The organism is Microvirga brassicacearum (assembly GCF_008757455.1).
GTDB lineage: Bacteria > Pseudomonadota > Alphaproteobacteria > Rhizobiales > Beijerinckiaceae > Microvirga > Microvirga brassicacearum.
The window spans coordinates 402,280-416,341 of the sequence record NZ_VCMV01000003.1 but is presented as its reverse complement, the minus strand read 5'-3'; the positions used below and the strand labels follow the sequence as shown (position 1 = coordinate 416,341).

Sequence of the window (14,062 nt, the reverse complement as noted above, 5' to 3'; positions counted from 1 at the left end):
TATGACGGCGAGCTGGGTTTGGCCCGCCGGTTGGCTTGGATTAGGAAGTGGTCAGCCGGCGGCCGCAACAGCCTGCAGGCCGGGCCAGGTCTCGGGGTGATAACAGGCCGCCTGGCGGCCGCGGTCATGTTCGTTCAACGCCGGAATATCCGTCATGCAAGGGCCGGCCGCCCGGACGCAGCGGGGGTGGAAGGTGCAGCCCGGCGGCGGATTGGCGGCGGACGGAACCTCTCCCATGATCTTGGTCAGGGTCAGCCGCGCGGTCGGGTCCGGCACCGGAGAACTGTCCCGCAGTAGCTTGGTATAGGGATGGAGCGGCCGGTCGAACACCTCGGCCGTCACGCCCTGCTCGACGATGCGTCCGAGATACATCACGCAGACCCGCTCGCAGAAATGCCGAACCACGCCGAGATCGTGCGACACGAACAGGAAGGAGAGGCCGCGCTTGTCGCGAAGGCGTTCGAGCACCCGCAAGATCTGCGCCTGAACGGAAACGTCGAGCGCCGAGACGGGCTCGTCGGCGACGATCAGCTCCGGATCGAGCACGAGGGCGCGGGCGATCCCGATGCGCTGGCGCTGGCCGCCGGAGAATTCGTGCGGGTAGCGATCGAGCGCCTGCTTCGGCAGCCCGACCTCCGTGATCGCGGTTTCGATCTTCTCGGCGATCTCCCTGGCCGTGCCGAGCCGGTGCACGCGCAAGGGTTCCTCCAGCGCCTGCTGGATGGTGCGGCGCGGATTGAGAGACGAATACGGATCCTGGAAGACGATCTGCATCCGGCGCCGCAGCTGGCGCAACGCAGCGCCCTTGGCCGCCCGCACGTCGATGCCGTCGAAGACGACCGATCCGGCATCGGGCTCGATCAGGCGCAGCAGTGAGCGCGCCACCGTCGATTTGCCACATCCGGATTCGCCCACAAGACCGAGCGACGTCCCCTTGGGCACCGTGAACGACACGTCATTGACGGCGCGGACGAGCTTCTTCTCGGGACCGAACAATCCGCCGCCGATGGTGAAATGCTTCGCGAGGTTGCGGACCTCGAGGGCCCCGTTTCCAGCTGTCATGGGAATCACCCTCTCGTCTGTTCGAGGCGGACGGGACAACGCACCTGATGTCCGGGACCGTCGAAGGGCAGAAGCTCCGGCCGCTTATCCTCGCAGCTCGGCTGCTTGAGCGGGCAACGGGAAGCGTAGGCGCAACCCTCCGGCATGGCGGTCACCGGCGGCACGCTGCCCGGGATCGGCTCCAGGCTCTCCGTCGCCCGGTCGGCGCGCGGCATGGTGCGCAGAAGGGCGACGGTATAGGGATGGGCCGGATTGGCGAACAGCGCATCGACGGTGGCGAGTTCGACGACTTCGCCCGCATACATTACCGCCACCCGGTCGGCGATCTGGGCCACGACGCCAAGATTATGCGTGATGAACACGACCGACATGCCATAGGCCTCCTTCAGCTCGTCGAGCTGCATCAGCACCTGGGCCTGAATGGTCACGTCAAGGGCGGTCGTCGGCTCATCGGCCAGCAGAACTTTCGGACGGCAGGCGAGCGCCATGGCGATCATCACGCGCTGGCGCATGCCGCCGGAGAACTGGTGCGGATAATCGTGCAGGCGGCTATCGGCGGAGGGGATTTTGACCTCCTTGAGAAGGCGAAGCGCCTCGGCCATCGCATCTGCCTGCGAGGCTCCGCGATGGATCGTGATGGCTTCCGCGATCTGTTCGCCGACGGTCATCGTCGGATTGAGCGAGGTCATCGGCTCCTGGAAAATCATCGCGATGGAATTGCCGCGCACGCTGCTCATCTCGCGTTCGGAAAGCTTCGTCAGATCCCGCCCCTCGAACAGAACTTCGCCTGCGCCGATGCGCGCACCCGCCTGCGGCAGAAGACGCAGGATGGACAGAGCGGTGACGCTCTTGCCGCTGCCGGATTCGCCGACGATGGCGAGCGTCTCGTTCTCGGCCACGTCAAGCGACAGATCGCGAACGGCCGGATACCAGCGGCCGCCGACCTTGAACTCGGTGCGCAGGCCGCGGATATCGAGGGCGGTCTCTTGGTTTTGCTGCATATCGGCTTACTCGGCCCGTAGCTTGGGATCGATCGCATCGCGCAGGGCATCGCCCAAGAGATTGAGAGCGAGCACGGTGAGGAGGATGGCCAGGCTCGGGAAGACGGCGAGCCACCAGGCATCCAGGATGTTCTCGAATCCCTCGCGGATCATGCTGCCCCAGGTCGGGGTCGGCGGCGGCACGCCGAGACCGATGAAGGAGAGCGAGGCTTCGGTGCGTATCGCGGAGGCCATCCAGAGCGAGCTCATGACCACCACGTCGGAGATCATGTTGGGGAGGATGTGAACGCCCATGATGCGCACCGGCCCGAAACCGAGCGCCCGGCCGGCCTCGACAAAGTCGCGCTGCTTCAGGGAAATCGTCGGCGCGCGGGCGATGCGGGCGAAGGGGGCGATCTCGGTGATTGCGATGGCGATGATCAGGTTCTCGAGGCTCGCGCCGAGCATGGCGGCGATCATCAATCCCAACAGAAGAGTCGGAAAGGATAGCATCACGTCGAGCAGGCCCATCACGATCTGGTCGAAGACGCCGCCCACATAGCCGGCGAGGATGCCGATCATGGAGCCGATGGTCATCGCGATCAGGATCGCGATGAAGCCGACGGTGAGCGAAATCCGCGTGCCGTAGATCAGGCGGGAGAGGACATCCCGGCCATAGCTGTCGGTGCCGAGCAGGAACTCCGCCGATGGCGGCTCGAGCCGTGCGACGATGTTCTGCTCCAGCGGATCGTAGGGCGCGATCAAGGGAGCGAAGATCGCCACGATGATGATGATCGCGAGAAGCGCAAGCCCGACCCAGGACAGGCGGTTCTTGGAGAACGCCAACCACAGGCCGCCCGGCCGTGCGGGAGATGAGGAAACTGCGGCACCCATTACTTGTACTTCACCCTTGGATCGACGAGCCCATAGGCCAGATCGGTCAACGTGTTCACTGCGATGACGCAGATTGCGAAGATGATCATCAGTCCCTGGAGCAGCGTGTAGTCGCGAGCATTCAGCGCGCCGAGAATCAACTTGCCGAGGCCCGGACGGTTGAAGATGATTTCGGTGAGCACCGAATTGCCGATCAGCGTCCCGAAATAGAGACCGACCACGGTGATGATCGGGATCAACCCGTTGCGCAGCGCGTGACGGATGACGAGCCGGCCCGGGCGGACGCCTTTGGCCCGCGCCGTACGGATGTAGTCCTCGCCCAGCACGCCCAGCATGGAGGAGCGCGTCACGCGCACCACATAGGCCATCATAATGATGCCGAGATTGAAGGCCGGCAGGGCGAGATTGCGCAGACGCTCGATCGGATCGCCCGAACTGCCGGAATTCAGCACCGGGAACCAGCCGAGCTGGATCGCGAAGACGATCAAGAGAAGAATGCCGGAGACGAAGGCGGGAAACGAGAGCCCGACAAGGGAGATCAGCCGGCCGGCATAATCGACCCAACCGTTGCGGCGCACAGCGGTCGCGATCCCGAGCGGCAGGCCGAGCGCGACGCCGATCACGATCGCCGCCAGCGTCAGCTCAATCGTGTAGGGCAGTACGAGCAGCACCTCCTGCCCGACCGAACGGCCGCTGCTCAGCGACCGACCGAGATCGCCGGTCAGAACATCGCCGATGAAGCTCAGATATTGCATGTAGACCGGCTGATCGAGCCCGAGCGTCGTCCGCAACGCCCGCAACGAGGCTTCGCTCGCCTGATCGCCGAGAATGACGGCGGCGGCATCGCCCGGCACCAGGCGCACCAGCACGAAGATCGCCGTGAGCATGACGAACAAAGTGGGGATCGCCAAAAGGAGACGTTTGATGGCGTATCTGATCATGCTGCCGCTCGCGTGGTCATGAGCCGTTCGGCCGAGAAGGGGCTGATGTGGCGTTGGGTTTTGCCGCTGACGACGAGATCGGCGATGATCGATCCGACGACGGGAACGAGCTGAAAACCGTGTCCCGAGAACCCGAAGGCGTGGAAAACGCCGGACGCGTTGGGCGAGGGACCGATCACGGGAAGAAGGTCTTTCGTCTTGGCCTCGATGCCGGCCCAGCTGCGCGTGATCCGCACGTCCTTGACGCTCGGAAAGAGATCGGTCGCCGCCCGCGCGCCCTTGGCGAGTTCGGTGAAATCGACCGCGCTCTTCTGCGCGTCGATATCGGCCCTGCCTTGCAGGCCGCCGCCGATCACGAGCGTGCCCTGGTCGGATTGCTTGAAGGACAAAGACCGGCCGACCACGCTGACGACGGGCTTCAAAAGGGGCGCCAGGCGCTCAGTCACGATCATCATCGAGGCCTTGAGGCCGAGCGGAATGTCGTCGCCCACCAAGGCGGCGAGGCGGGCGGCCCAGGCGCCGGCCGCATTCACAATCACCGGCACTGTGATTTCCTGCTCACCGGCGCGGATGTGCCAGTCCGATCCCCGCCGATCAATGGCCGTAACGCCGCAGCCCTCATGGATCACCACGCCGGCACCCTCGCAGCTGCGTCGAAACGCGCGCAAGGCGCGATGGGGATCGGCCGCGCCATCCCGCCGCGCGATCAGCGCACCGACGCAATGGGGCGCGATCGCCGGAACCAACTTCAGGAGTTCCGCACGATCGATGATCTCCTCGTGTCCATAGCCCTGCTGGTGCATGGTCTCGAGGCGCTTCTCCAAAGACGGAAGATGGGCGGTGAATTCCGCGACCCGGAGCTGGCCGTAGGAATGGAACCCGCAATGGTCTCCGACGATCGCCTCGATCCGGTGCCACATCTCCATCGATTCGAGCGAGATCGGCACTTCCGCCAGATCGCGGCCCAGCGTGCGCACGCCGGCCGCCGTCGCGCCGGAGGCATGACGGCCGACCCAGTTCTGCTCGACGAGGACGACCCGCCGCCCGGCGCGCGCCAGATGCAGCGCTGCCGACAATCCATGCAGACCGCCGCCGATCACCGCGGTATCGAAAGCCGAGCGGCTCACGAAACTTTCTCCCGCCGATCGAGAGAGGCGAGTTCACCCAGGGTGACGGGCTTGAGCGGCGGGCGGATCCGGTAGAAGCCGACCTCCTGCGCCGTCCGGCCTTCCGCGGCCGCGAGAATTTGCGTCACCGTGTAGCCGCATTGACGCCCCTGACAGGGGCCCATGCCGGCGCGGGTGAAGGCCTTGACCTGGTTCGGCCCGGGACGGCCGACATCGGCCATTGCACGGATATCGCCAGCGGTGACCTCCTCGCAACGGCACACGATAGTTGCGTCGCTGGGGGCGAAGATTTCCGGACGGGGCTTGAACAGGGCATCGAGAAACGGGCGCAAGGCAAGTTGGCGATCCAGTTTCCGGCGGATCGGCTTTGCCGCCTCCGCCGCCGCCTGCTCGCTCGCGCGCCCAAGCGTCACGGCGACGCGAAGCGCAGCGAGCTCGCCGCGCAGGCTTGCGGCCTGAGCGCCCGCGATGCCGGCGCCGTCGCCCGCCACAAAAATCCCCGCTTGCGAGCTTTCGCCCCACGGATCGAGAACCGGCGCGTAGCAATCCTGATCATCGCGCCAGGCCACCGCGCAGCCGAGCGCCAGCGCCCCGTGAATGCTCGGGATGACGCCCTCATGAACGAGAAGCACGTCCGCCGGGACGGTCTTTTCCTGTCCGGTTCGGGTGCGGTACATCAGCGACTCGATCCGCTCGGAGCCGATCGCCTCGATATCGGCCACATGCCTGACGATGGGCACGCGAGCCTTGCGGAGCATCCCCATCCAGGCCAGGCCCTTGATGAGATCGCCGGCCGCGCCGAGCGCCTTGGCCAGATGAGGCAGCGCCGCGCGGCGACGTCCGGGCGGCGTCGTGTCAAGATACCCCGCGATCTTGCCGCCGGCGCGCAAGAGCTGGACCAGATAGAGCAGCGGCAGCGGGCCGCTGCCCGCGATCCAGACCGGCTTTTCCGGGATCTGGCCTGAACTCTTGAGCAGAATCTGCGCCGCCCCGACAGTCAGAACGCCCGGCAGCGTCCAGCCCGCGAAAGGAACGGGCCGTTCCTGCGCACCGGTCGCCAGGATCACGCTTCTGGCCTCGATCGTGGAGGCCTGCCGGTCGCGGGTGACGAAAGCGCGAAATCCCGGTTCGATCTGCCACAATTGAGTGCCGGGCTGATAGCGCACGCCGCTGGCGCGAAAGGCGTCCGCGAGGGGCTTTCCGGCCTGGTAGGCCTGGCCGAGAATTTTGCCGCGCGGAGCTGCGGCGACCGTTTCGACCGACCGCCAGATCTGGCCGCCGGGTGCCGGCTGATCATCGACGACGAGCACATCGAGGCCGAACCGGCGCGCCTGAACGGCCGCCGCCATGCCGGCCGGACCGGCGCCGACAATGAGAAGATCGACGCTTGTCATGCGCTCAGGCTCCGCTTTCCGTGTTGGCGCTCGATGCGCATGCCGTCGCGCACCAGAGTGAGGCAGGTCTGGACGGAGGCGATGCCATCGACGATGGCGAGGCACTCGAAGCAGACGCCCATCATGCAATAGGGCGCCCGCTTGCTTTGGGTGACGGGCGTGGTGCGCGACCAATGCGGCGCCGCGCGCAGCAGCACGGCGGCGATGCTCTCGCCGGGCTCCGCCGATGCGGCGATGCCGTCGACATAAACGGTTATGGCCCCTTCGGGCTCATGCAGCTTTCGGAACATCGAAGCGCCTATGGTGGAAAGGATCGAGAATGGAGGGCAGGCGGCCGGCGATGATCGCATCGGGGATGACGGTCGCGTGGGTGGAGGCGAGCGTGACGCCCGAATGGCACAGGGTGACGAAAGCGCCGGGATAGGTCGGCGACTGCACATAGACCGGGTAGCTGTCGGGCGTCATGACGCGCAAACCCGCCCAATGGCGCACCAAGGTCAGCTCGGCGAGCGCTGGAACCAGTCGTACGGTCTTGTGACCCAAATGCGCGGCGGCCTCGCTCGTGGTCGTGGTGTTGAAGCCGGTTTCTTCCTGCGTGGCGCCGATCATCAGCGTGCCTTCGCGGGTCTGGCGAAGACCGCTCGCCGGCAGCGGCAGCAGCGGGTCGACGCGTTCGGTGACGAGCACCTGGCCGCGCTGGGGGCGCAGCGGCACATGGAGGCCGACCTGCTCCGCCAGCGTCGCCGATCCGAGCCCGGCCGCGATGACCAGGCGCGTTGCGGAGAAACGATCACCCCCCTGGATCTCGATCGTGAACCCTTGCGTGCCGGGCACGATCTTGTCCACGGCGCTGTGGCTACGCAGCACGCCCCCGTGCCGCAGGATGCCCGCATGCAGAGCCGCGAGGAGCTTGAGAGGATTGGCGTGACCGTCGCGCCGCCCGAAACTCGCACCGCTGACATCCGCGCCAAACCGCACCTTCGGTGCGAGTTTTTCGAGCGTGCCGCGGTCGAGCATCTCGTGATCGGGATCCTCGCTGCCGAGCTGATTGTGCAGACGCTGGAGATGCAGGCGACGCTGCTCGAAGCCGTCCTCGCCAAAACAGAAGGCGAGACCGCCATCGTGCTCATATTGAAGATCGATGCCGGTGAGCGCAGACAGCTCCGCGTCGAATTCCGGCCAGAGATCGACGCTGCGCCGCGTCAATTGCTGGTAGGCCGGCATGTTCATGCCCTTGCCCTGCAGCCAGACGAGACCGAAATTCGCGCGCGCCGCGCGATAATCGCCATCGTCGCCGTCGAGAACGAGCACGCTTAAGCCCCGACGCGCCAGCCCATAGGCGACTGCGGCGCCGACCGTTCCGGCCCCAATGACGATTGCATCTGACTGCATGGATTTTCCTCTTGCAGAACATGACGGTACGAAGACAGAGTCCATTTCGTCAAAGTCGTAATTATCGCCACCCTATTCAGGAAGGTTATGGAATGCGTCGCCCGCTCAACCTGCGCCAAATCGAGGCGTTCAAGGCCGTGGTCGAGAACGGCACGGTCAGCAGAGCGGCGGAAATGCTCAACATTTCACAGCCCGCGGTGAGCAAGCTGATCGCCCATCTCGAAGAGGACACCGGTCTCGAGCTGTTCGACCGGTTGAAAGGCCGGCTGGCCCCGACCGTGCGCGGCATGCGCCTCTATGAGGAAGTCGACCGCATTTTCGCCGGCGTGCGTCAGGTCGAGACCGCGGTCGCGGCCATTCGCCGGGAGGAACAGGGGCGGCTGTTGGTCGGTGTCATGCCCGCCCTGTCGGGCGCCTTCATCCAACAGGCGACGACCGGCTTCCTGCGCACGCATCCGAATGTCTATTGCTCCATCCAATCGCGAAGCTCGCAATGGATTGCGGATTGGCTGGTAACGCGAAAACTCGATGTCGGGCTGATCAGCTCGCGGATCGACAATCCCTATATCGCGACCGAGTCGCTGATGCAGCAACCGCTCGTCTGCATCATGCCGCTCGACCATCCCCTGACTGCACGCAGCCTGATCGAACCCAATGATCTGGACGGGGTACCGTTCATCTCGTTCGATCCGGAAAGTTATACCGGCCGGCAGATCGCCACGGTTTTCGAATCCTACCGGGTCCGGGTGAACTTCGTTCTCGACGCCACCACCTCGCCCACTCTGTGCGAGTTCGTGGCCGCGGGCCTAGGCGTTTCGTTGGTCCATCCGCTCTTCATCAGCGGCCTGCAGGGGCGCGTAGCGGTGCGGCGCTTCGAGCCACTGGTGCCGTTCGATTTTCAACTCTGCCGCGCATACGACATCCGCAATGCGAGCCTTGTCGAGGCCTTCGTGCAGGAGACGCGCTCCACGGCGGAGCGCATCTCCCGCGAGTTGCTTAGCGAGGCTTGACGGTGGTCTTTTCGGTGATTGGCGGAGCGAGGTTCATCGCTCCCTTCAACTCATAGCCGAAATCCACGCGGTTGCTGTGACCCCAGACCTGCTGCAGATCGAACAGAGGAAGGGAGCAGACGTCCTCGTGGATCTTGCGCTGCGCCTCTTTCCATAGAGCAAGCTGCTTCTCCGGGTTGCCTTCGAGACGGGCGGCGTCGATCTCCTTGTCTGCCACGGCGCAATGGGAGAAATTGGTGATCGCGGTGGGTTTTCCGACGATCGCGTCCGAGTGGTAGAACTCTGTCAGATAGGCGTCCGCGATGGGAAAGCGGGCGGCGCCGTAGAATACGATTGCGCTGGCGTTCTTGCGACTCTGGGTCTGATAGGTCGGGTGGTCGACGACATTCATGTCGAGCTTGATGCCGACTTTGGCGAGCTGGGATTGCACGATCTCCATGATCGGCAGCTGAGCCGAAATGTTGGAAACGGTGGCTTTCAGCACGAGCCCTTCCCCGTGTCCAGCTTCCGCCAGGAGCTTCTTGGCCTTCTCCGTATCGTAATCGTAGGCCCCGGCCGAGCAATCCTCACCGAGATAGCCCGGGGGCACGACGGAGCAGCCTTTCGGCCCGACATCCTTGCCCACATAACGAACGATGTCGTCGACCTTCACCGCATGGGCGATGGCTTGGCGGACACGGATGTCGTCGAGCGGCGCGATGGAGCGGTTGAGATGGAGAGTGCGGAACTCGCCCGGCCGGAAGATGTCGATGATCATGTTGCCGCGCTTGCGCGCGGTATCGACCCAGCGCTGCTCGCGCTTGCCGTACATTACGTCGAGTTCGCCCGACGCGAAGGCTAGTTCGCGGGCGCTATCGGACGGGATCATGCGGTACATGATGGTGTCGATCTTCGGCGCGCCGCGGAAATAATCCTTGTGGGCGACGAGCTTCACATGCTGCTGCGTGACGTGCTCGGCGAACTTGAACGGGCCGGTGCCGACCGGGTTCGCAGCGAATTTCGCGCCGAGGTCTTCCGCGGCCTTTTTGCTGACGATGTTGCCGGCGTGATAGTTGGACACGCGGCCAAGGAAGCTCGCATCCGGATATTTCAGGGTGACGCGGACGGTGTAATCGTCGACCTTCGCCACATCCTCAATGCCCGAAAAATTCGCAGCGAACGTGGAACGGCTCTCGTCGCCAGCGCGCTTGAGCGAATAGACCACGTCGTCAGCCGTGAGCTCGCCATACGCGCCGTGGAACTTCACGCCCTTGCGCAGATAGAAAGTCCAGGTTTTGCCGTCGGCCGAGGTTTCCCAGCGCTCCGCGAGATCAGGCTCGAGATCCTTCGGATCGGCGCTTCCCGGAGGAAAGCGGACGAGGCCGTTGTACATCCAGCCGATCAGCGACTTGTCCGTGGTCGCGCTCGCGCGATGTGCATCGAGCGTCGCAATGTCGGTGCCGCCAGAACTAATCTGAAGCACGCTCTCCTGAGCCTGGGCCGCAGCCGCACCGCCCACCATGAACGCCACGACAACCGACGCCGACGAAACTATGTTCCGGTTCATTTTCTAAAGGTTCTCCCACTGGACCCCGAGGCTGGGAGGCAGGGGGCGTTATGTCAAAGTCGAAAATTTTTGCGGGGTATTCGTGGAGGTTATAGAGGGGAGCGGCTGGCAGCCGGCGGATACCCTCATGGATATTTGAAGTACGGAGGACCACGACTGCTACTTTGCTGAGTTGCGCATCTTTCATTCATGCAAGGATTGGCCCGTGCCGGAGATCCGAGGCAAGCTTCGGCCGTTCGTATTCCGGTTTACGGCAGCTGCTGCACTCGGTGGGGGAACGTCGCGTCTTCGGGGGCACAAGAAAGCGGGCTAATTCCTTCCGCCGCTGAATTTAATGGTCGGCCGCAAAGTTGGCAAACTGCCCTGCGCCGGACGAGGTGATCACGCTTTCTGGCCGGCGTTCGTCATCATGAGGATTTTCGTCGATGAACAGCGGCGAAACTGCACCGGCCTCGCAGGTATCAAGGATGACGATAACTTCACCGGCTGGGATTGCATGGACGAGGTCTGCAAAACGGGTCGCCATCATCCAGTCGCCCTTAGCCACCGCAAATGGCGCCGCTACAGGCTTTTCGTCCGTCCATAGTACGAACACGACATCACTCGGATTGGCTGCGGTATGAGAACTGATGGGCCCTGCATGCAGGTTAAGGAAGATGGGCCCTGCATGCAGGTTAAGGAAAATCACCAGCCGGTCAGACGGTCCTAGGCGCTTATAATTCCTGAGGCTATCGACAAACCCTTTCGCAGTTGCCTTCGCATTGACCAGCCGACTGACGTTACGTCATCGATGTCGAGGCGCTCCTGCAGTGCGCGACTGACTGCTTCGACACTGTTGATGCAGGGTTCGGGTCCATCATCCTTCCAGGGAGGACAGATACCAACCGCAAGAAGATGGGTAGTGCCGCTATTGCGCGCCTCCACGGGCAACTCTGTCAACAGGAGCGCCGCTATAGCAAGCACTACCGCTTTCAGAGCGCGCGCGAACAAAGGCCGGGAGCTCAGTCTTTGTTTTTTGCAGAGACAAGAGAGGTCGAAGATACGGATTGGCCAAACATTTGTTCCGTCAGCGGAGCATTCGGTCGATGTGTTAGCATGCAACCTCGCCAAAGCTGTTCCCAGACATGCTTGCACTCACGCCTTGCCCCATTGCGGTGTGCCGGAGAGCTCCGGTGCTAGGATTCTTAGCTTGTGACATTTGCTAATATCGCAAGCAAGTTCAAAACCCCCGTGATCCTGTTCAGGGTGTCTCGCGTTTCATGACCGAAATCCACCAGGTTCGATGTGCTGCGTCACACCACATTCTCACAGCCTCCGGAATCACCGGAAGTGGATCAGGTGATGGAGTATGTCCGAGGGCATCGCACCGGCGCGACCATCGCCTCAGAGCGTCGTGCCGCCGGGCAAGCACTGCACCCGAGCTGGCGTCGATGTCGACGATGCACTTGCGATCGCCCGAGCAAGTTGAGATCTGAGTGTGGAGGCGGCTCGCCGATGGGCCGCCTCCAGAGGCTCCTGATCTCACGGAGCGAGGTCGGGATCTGACAGTGTAGCCGCTCTAAGAGAAACGACGGGCAGGTGCCATTTTGAGACCGTCCGAGCCTGCAGGCATTATGAAATTGCGAGCAGACCCCTCGCGGACTAGACCTGCCGCGCAGCCTTGAGTGCGTATTCCAGGATCTTGACTTTCAATTGCGTCAATTCCGCAGGAGCGAGATCAACTCGTGTGAACTGCGTCCAGAACTGAAAGCTGCAGAACGCGACGACGACTTGGATGACATGGGCGCGATCCCCGGTATGCGCCAGCGCCTCCCTGACCAGCGCCTCAACGCCGGCCTCCACAGCGGTAAGAAAACCATCGAGCTCGGGCACGAGTTCGCGATCCCGCGCCGCGAGGGCGAGGCGGTGCGCGCCCCGGGCGTAGAAGGCATCCAGCTCCTCGACCAACCGCGCGAGGCGATCGCGGCCAGTCTTGGCTTCGGCGAACACCGAAGCCACGGTGTCGGGAGTCGGGGGGCGCATCTCTTGCCACACATGCGCGCCGCAGGCCCGCACAAGGTCACCGAGGGTGGGGAAATGCCGGGAGACAGTGGCCGGCCCCACACCAGCGCGTTCCGCGACCTCCGCGAAGGTTGTGGGAACCACCCCCTTCTCATCGTGGAGCCGCATCGCCGCCTCCACGATCCGTTCGCGTACCTGGTCGCGGGCCTCCGCCCGCTTCTGCATCCGGTAGTCTCTCGCCATCAGACCTCTACATTTGACAGAATTGTAGTTTCGTGAAATTTATATCTCACAAAAATATATAATCCGACAACACTAGCCCGTCAACAATCTCATGATTGCGGAACCCGGTTCCGTGGAAGGCGAAGCTATGCGCACACCCACCATCATCCTTGCAGCCACCGCTCTTGTTCTCACAACTGCCGGACCGGCTCTGGCCGCATGCGGCTCTACTCAGGTCGTTCAGGTAGGAGACGTGAGTAGGGATCCCGAGAAGGACACCTTTGGCCTCCTGTGCGGGCCCGCTGATGTCAAGCGAACCAGTTCCCTCACCAGTTCTGCACACAAAGAGCGCCTGCAGGTCGGCGCGAATACGGGTGAGGCCGAGAAGGACACACTGGGTTACCTGCAAACGGCAGCGGCTCAGTAACACCCGCCCTCCGACAGATCACTGATCCCTATCCCTCCTCCTACGGGAGGGCTGAAGAACCAAAATCCAGAGTTCGTGAACCGATTCAGGAGGTCTCCATGAGAACCGTATCGAGAATTCTTGTTGCGTCGATGCTATGCATCACGGTCTCCCCAGCGTTAGCAACCCCGGATGAGGAGGTCCGAGACATCATCTCGGCTTGGGTACAAGCCTATACAGAGGGTGATCACAACAAGATATCGCAGTTGTACGATCGCTATGCCCGCCTGCGTGGTGTGGACACGGCCGATATGATCGGACCGGAGGCAATCAGCGAGCATTACTACTTCGAGAATGGGCACAGCACGTCGCGCGTAGTGAAGCTCGGTGAGATCAAGTGCTACGCGTATGATGATGTGACCGCCACTTGTGCCGGTGGCATGGAGTTCGTTGTGACCAGGCGCTCGGGCAAAACGTTGAGCCAGCCGTCCCAGATCAGCGTGGCTTTCGCGTATGACCATGATGTCGGTAAGTGGTTGATCCATGACCATCAGGTGCTGCGCGATATCGCCGTCGCGGTAAACCCTGCGCCCACCCTCCAAGCCGATGCGGTAAAGTCGCCAGCGAACGTTGTCCCAGCGAGCGCAGCAACAATCCCTGTTCAATGAGCGGTCCAGGGGCGTAGTTGGTTCCCACCGGCTGCGCCCGATCACGACCACGATGATCTGGGCTCATGCTGACGGCCCGAGCAGGTGGCACTTGGCAGCTGGGTTCGGTAAGTGCGCCGTCGCTAGGCAAGGCTGACCTGAACGTTGTTGTCATTGAAGGGTACGAGGGACTGCCGCCCGGAAAATGAACTTCCGGCGAACTTCCGCCCGTAATTCCGATAAACCCCTTTGTGGATCCGGATGGGGTTGCGATTTGAAGTGTTCGGTAGAAATGCGGCGACAAAGACGAAGACTGAGTAAAAGGCCAGTCCAACCGCTCTTTTCTGCCTGCAGATGGCTGACGCGAGTACTCGGAAGAACTATGCGGCCCCAGCCGTCCGCTCGATGATGCCGGCATTACGCTGACGCCGGGCGAAGCA

13 protein-coding genes are annotated in these 14,062 nt (G+C 63.1%); 2 read left to right on the top strand and 11 right to left on the bottom strand.

Features of this window, described 5'->3' with window-relative positions; all coding sequences use genetic code 11:
• Positions 1-51: 51 nt before the first annotated feature.
• Genes FEZ63_RS03765 through FEZ63_RS03730 form a run of 8 tightly spaced genes read right to left on the bottom strand, consistent with a single transcriptional unit; the run spans position 52 to position 7,790 of the window.
• Positions 52-1,062 (bottom strand): ABC transporter ATP-binding protein, encoded by a 1,011-nt coding sequence (locus FEZ63_RS03765; RefSeq protein ID WP_150942285.1) that lies wholly within the window; start codon positions 1,060-1,062, stop codon positions 52-54.
• 5 nt (positions 1,063-1,067) lie between these two features.
• The gene (locus FEZ63_RS03760) at positions 1,068-2,063 is read right to left on the bottom strand and encodes an ABC transporter ATP-binding protein (protein WP_150942284.1); all 996 of its coding nucleotides are present in this window, start codon (positions 2,061-2,063) and stop codon (positions 1,068-1,070) included.
• Between the two features lie 6 nt (positions 2,064-2,069).
• A complete protein-coding gene (locus FEZ63_RS03755) occupies positions 2,070-2,936 on the bottom strand; it encodes an ABC transporter permease (RefSeq protein ID WP_150942283.1) in 867 nt (288 codons plus the stop codon).
• Positions 2,936-3,877, bottom strand: coding sequence for an ABC transporter permease (locus FEZ63_RS03750; protein WP_150942282.1), 942 nt, complete (start codon positions 3,875-3,877; stop codon positions 2,936-2,938). The genes FEZ63_RS03755 and FEZ63_RS03750 overlap by 1 nt, the downstream gene beginning before the upstream one ends.
• Complete coding sequence (locus FEZ63_RS03745) at positions 3,874-5,004, bottom strand: NAD(P)/FAD-dependent oxidoreductase (RefSeq protein ID WP_150942281.1); 1,131 nt, start codon at positions 5,002-5,004, stop codon at positions 3,874-3,876. The genes FEZ63_RS03750 and FEZ63_RS03745 overlap by 4 nt, the downstream gene beginning before the upstream one ends.
• Entirely contained in the window at positions 5,001-6,398 is a 1,398-nt protein-coding gene (locus tag FEZ63_RS03740; protein WP_150942280.1) for an FAD-dependent oxidoreductase, read from the bottom strand. The genes FEZ63_RS03745 and FEZ63_RS03740 overlap by 4 nt, the downstream gene beginning before the upstream one ends.
• On the bottom strand, positions 6,395-6,688 hold the full coding sequence (locus FEZ63_RS03735) for a (2Fe-2S)-binding protein (protein WP_150942279.1): 294 nt from the start codon (positions 6,686-6,688) through the stop codon (positions 6,395-6,397). Before FEZ63_RS03735 ends, FEZ63_RS03740 begins: the two co-directional genes overlap by 4 nt.
• Positions 6,669-7,790, bottom strand: a complete 1,122-nt coding sequence (locus tag FEZ63_RS03730) for an NAD(P)/FAD-dependent oxidoreductase (RefSeq protein WP_150942278.1) — start codon at positions 7,788-7,790, stop codon at positions 6,669-6,671. Before FEZ63_RS03730 ends, FEZ63_RS03735 begins: the two co-directional genes overlap by 20 nt.
• 92 nt (positions 7,791-7,882) lie before the next feature.
• Between FEZ63_RS03730 and FEZ63_RS03725 the strand changes: the two genes are divergently transcribed.
• On the top strand, positions 7,883-8,800 hold the full coding sequence (locus tag FEZ63_RS03725) for a LysR substrate-binding domain-containing protein (protein WP_150942277.1): 918 nt from the start codon (positions 7,883-7,885) through the stop codon (positions 8,798-8,800).
• Here the strand turns inward: FEZ63_RS03725 and FEZ63_RS03720 are convergent.
• The 3 genes from FEZ63_RS03720 to FEZ63_RS03710 all read right to left on the bottom strand — a co-directional run bounded on the left by FEZ63_RS03720 (position 8,787) and on the right by FEZ63_RS03710 (position 12,590).
• Complete coding sequence (locus FEZ63_RS03720) at positions 8,787-10,346, bottom strand: ABC transporter substrate-binding protein (protein ID WP_150942276.1); 1,560 nt, start codon at positions 10,344-10,346, stop codon at positions 8,787-8,789. The two genes, FEZ63_RS03725 and FEZ63_RS03720, sit on opposite strands and share 14 nt — an antisense overlap.
• Positions 10,347-10,677: 331 nt before the next feature.
• Entirely contained in the window at positions 10,678-11,034 is a 357-nt protein-coding gene (locus tag FEZ63_RS03715) for a hypothetical protein (protein WP_150942275.1), read from the bottom strand.
• A gap of 953 nt (positions 11,035-11,987) precedes the next feature.
• Positions 11,988-12,590 carry a TetR/AcrR family transcriptional regulator gene (locus FEZ63_RS03710; protein ID WP_150942274.1) on the bottom strand — a complete coding sequence of 201 codons (603 nt, stop codon included), beginning with the start codon at positions 12,588-12,590 and terminating at the stop codon, positions 11,988-11,990.
• Positions 12,591-13,094: 504 nt separating this feature from the next.
• On the opposite strand from FEZ63_RS03710, the gene FEZ63_RS03705 reads away from it, so the two are divergent.
• On the top strand, positions 13,095-13,643 hold the full coding sequence (locus tag FEZ63_RS03705) for a hypothetical protein (RefSeq protein WP_150942273.1): 549 nt from the start codon (positions 13,095-13,097) through the stop codon (positions 13,641-13,643).
• Positions 13,644-14,062 lie beyond the last annotated feature (419 nt).

What these genes read in the sequence shown, in the direction of transcription:
- FEZ63_RS03705 (WP_150942273.1), top strand. Translation starts at nt 13,095, where the DNA reads ATGAGAACCGTATCGAGAATTCTTGTTGCGTCGATGCTATGCATCACG.
- FEZ63_RS03765 (WP_150942285.1), bottom strand. Translation starts at nt 1,062, where the DNA reads ATGACAGCTGGAAACGGGGCCCTCGAGGTCCGCAACCTCGCGAAGCAT.
- FEZ63_RS03740 (WP_150942280.1), bottom strand. Translation starts at nt 6,398, where the DNA reads ATGACAAGCGTCGATCTTCTCATTGTCGGCGCCGGTCCGGCCGGCATG.
- FEZ63_RS03750 (WP_150942282.1), bottom strand. Translation starts at nt 3,877, where the DNA reads ATGATCAGATACGCCATCAAACGTCTCCTTTTGGCGATCCCCACTTTG.
- FEZ63_RS03725 (WP_150942277.1), top strand. Translation starts at nt 7,883, where the DNA reads ATGCGTCGCCCGCTCAACCTGCGCCAAATCGAGGCGTTCAAGGCCGTG.
- FEZ63_RS03760 (WP_150942284.1), bottom strand. Translation starts at nt 2,063, where the DNA reads ATGCAGCAAAACCAAGAGACCGCCCTCGATATCCGCGGCCTGCGCACC.
- FEZ63_RS03710 (WP_150942274.1), bottom strand. Translation starts at nt 12,590, where the DNA reads ATGGCGAGAGACTACCGGATGCAGAAGCGGGCGGAGGCCCGCGACCAG.
- FEZ63_RS03730 (WP_150942278.1), bottom strand. Translation starts at nt 7,790, where the DNA reads ATGCAGTCAGATGCAATCGTCATTGGGGCCGGAACGGTCGGCGCCGCA.
- FEZ63_RS03755 (WP_150942283.1), bottom strand. Translation starts at nt 2,936, where the DNA reads ATGGGTGCCGCAGTTTCCTCATCTCCCGCACGGCCGGGCGGCCTGTGG.
- FEZ63_RS03735 (WP_150942279.1), bottom strand. Translation starts at nt 6,688, where the DNA reads ATGTTCCGAAAGCTGCATGAGCCCGAAGGGGCCATAACCGTTTATGTC.
- FEZ63_RS03720 (WP_150942276.1), bottom strand. Translation starts at nt 10,346, where the DNA reads ATGAACCGGAACATAGTTTCGTCGGCGTCGGTTGTCGTGGCGTTCATG.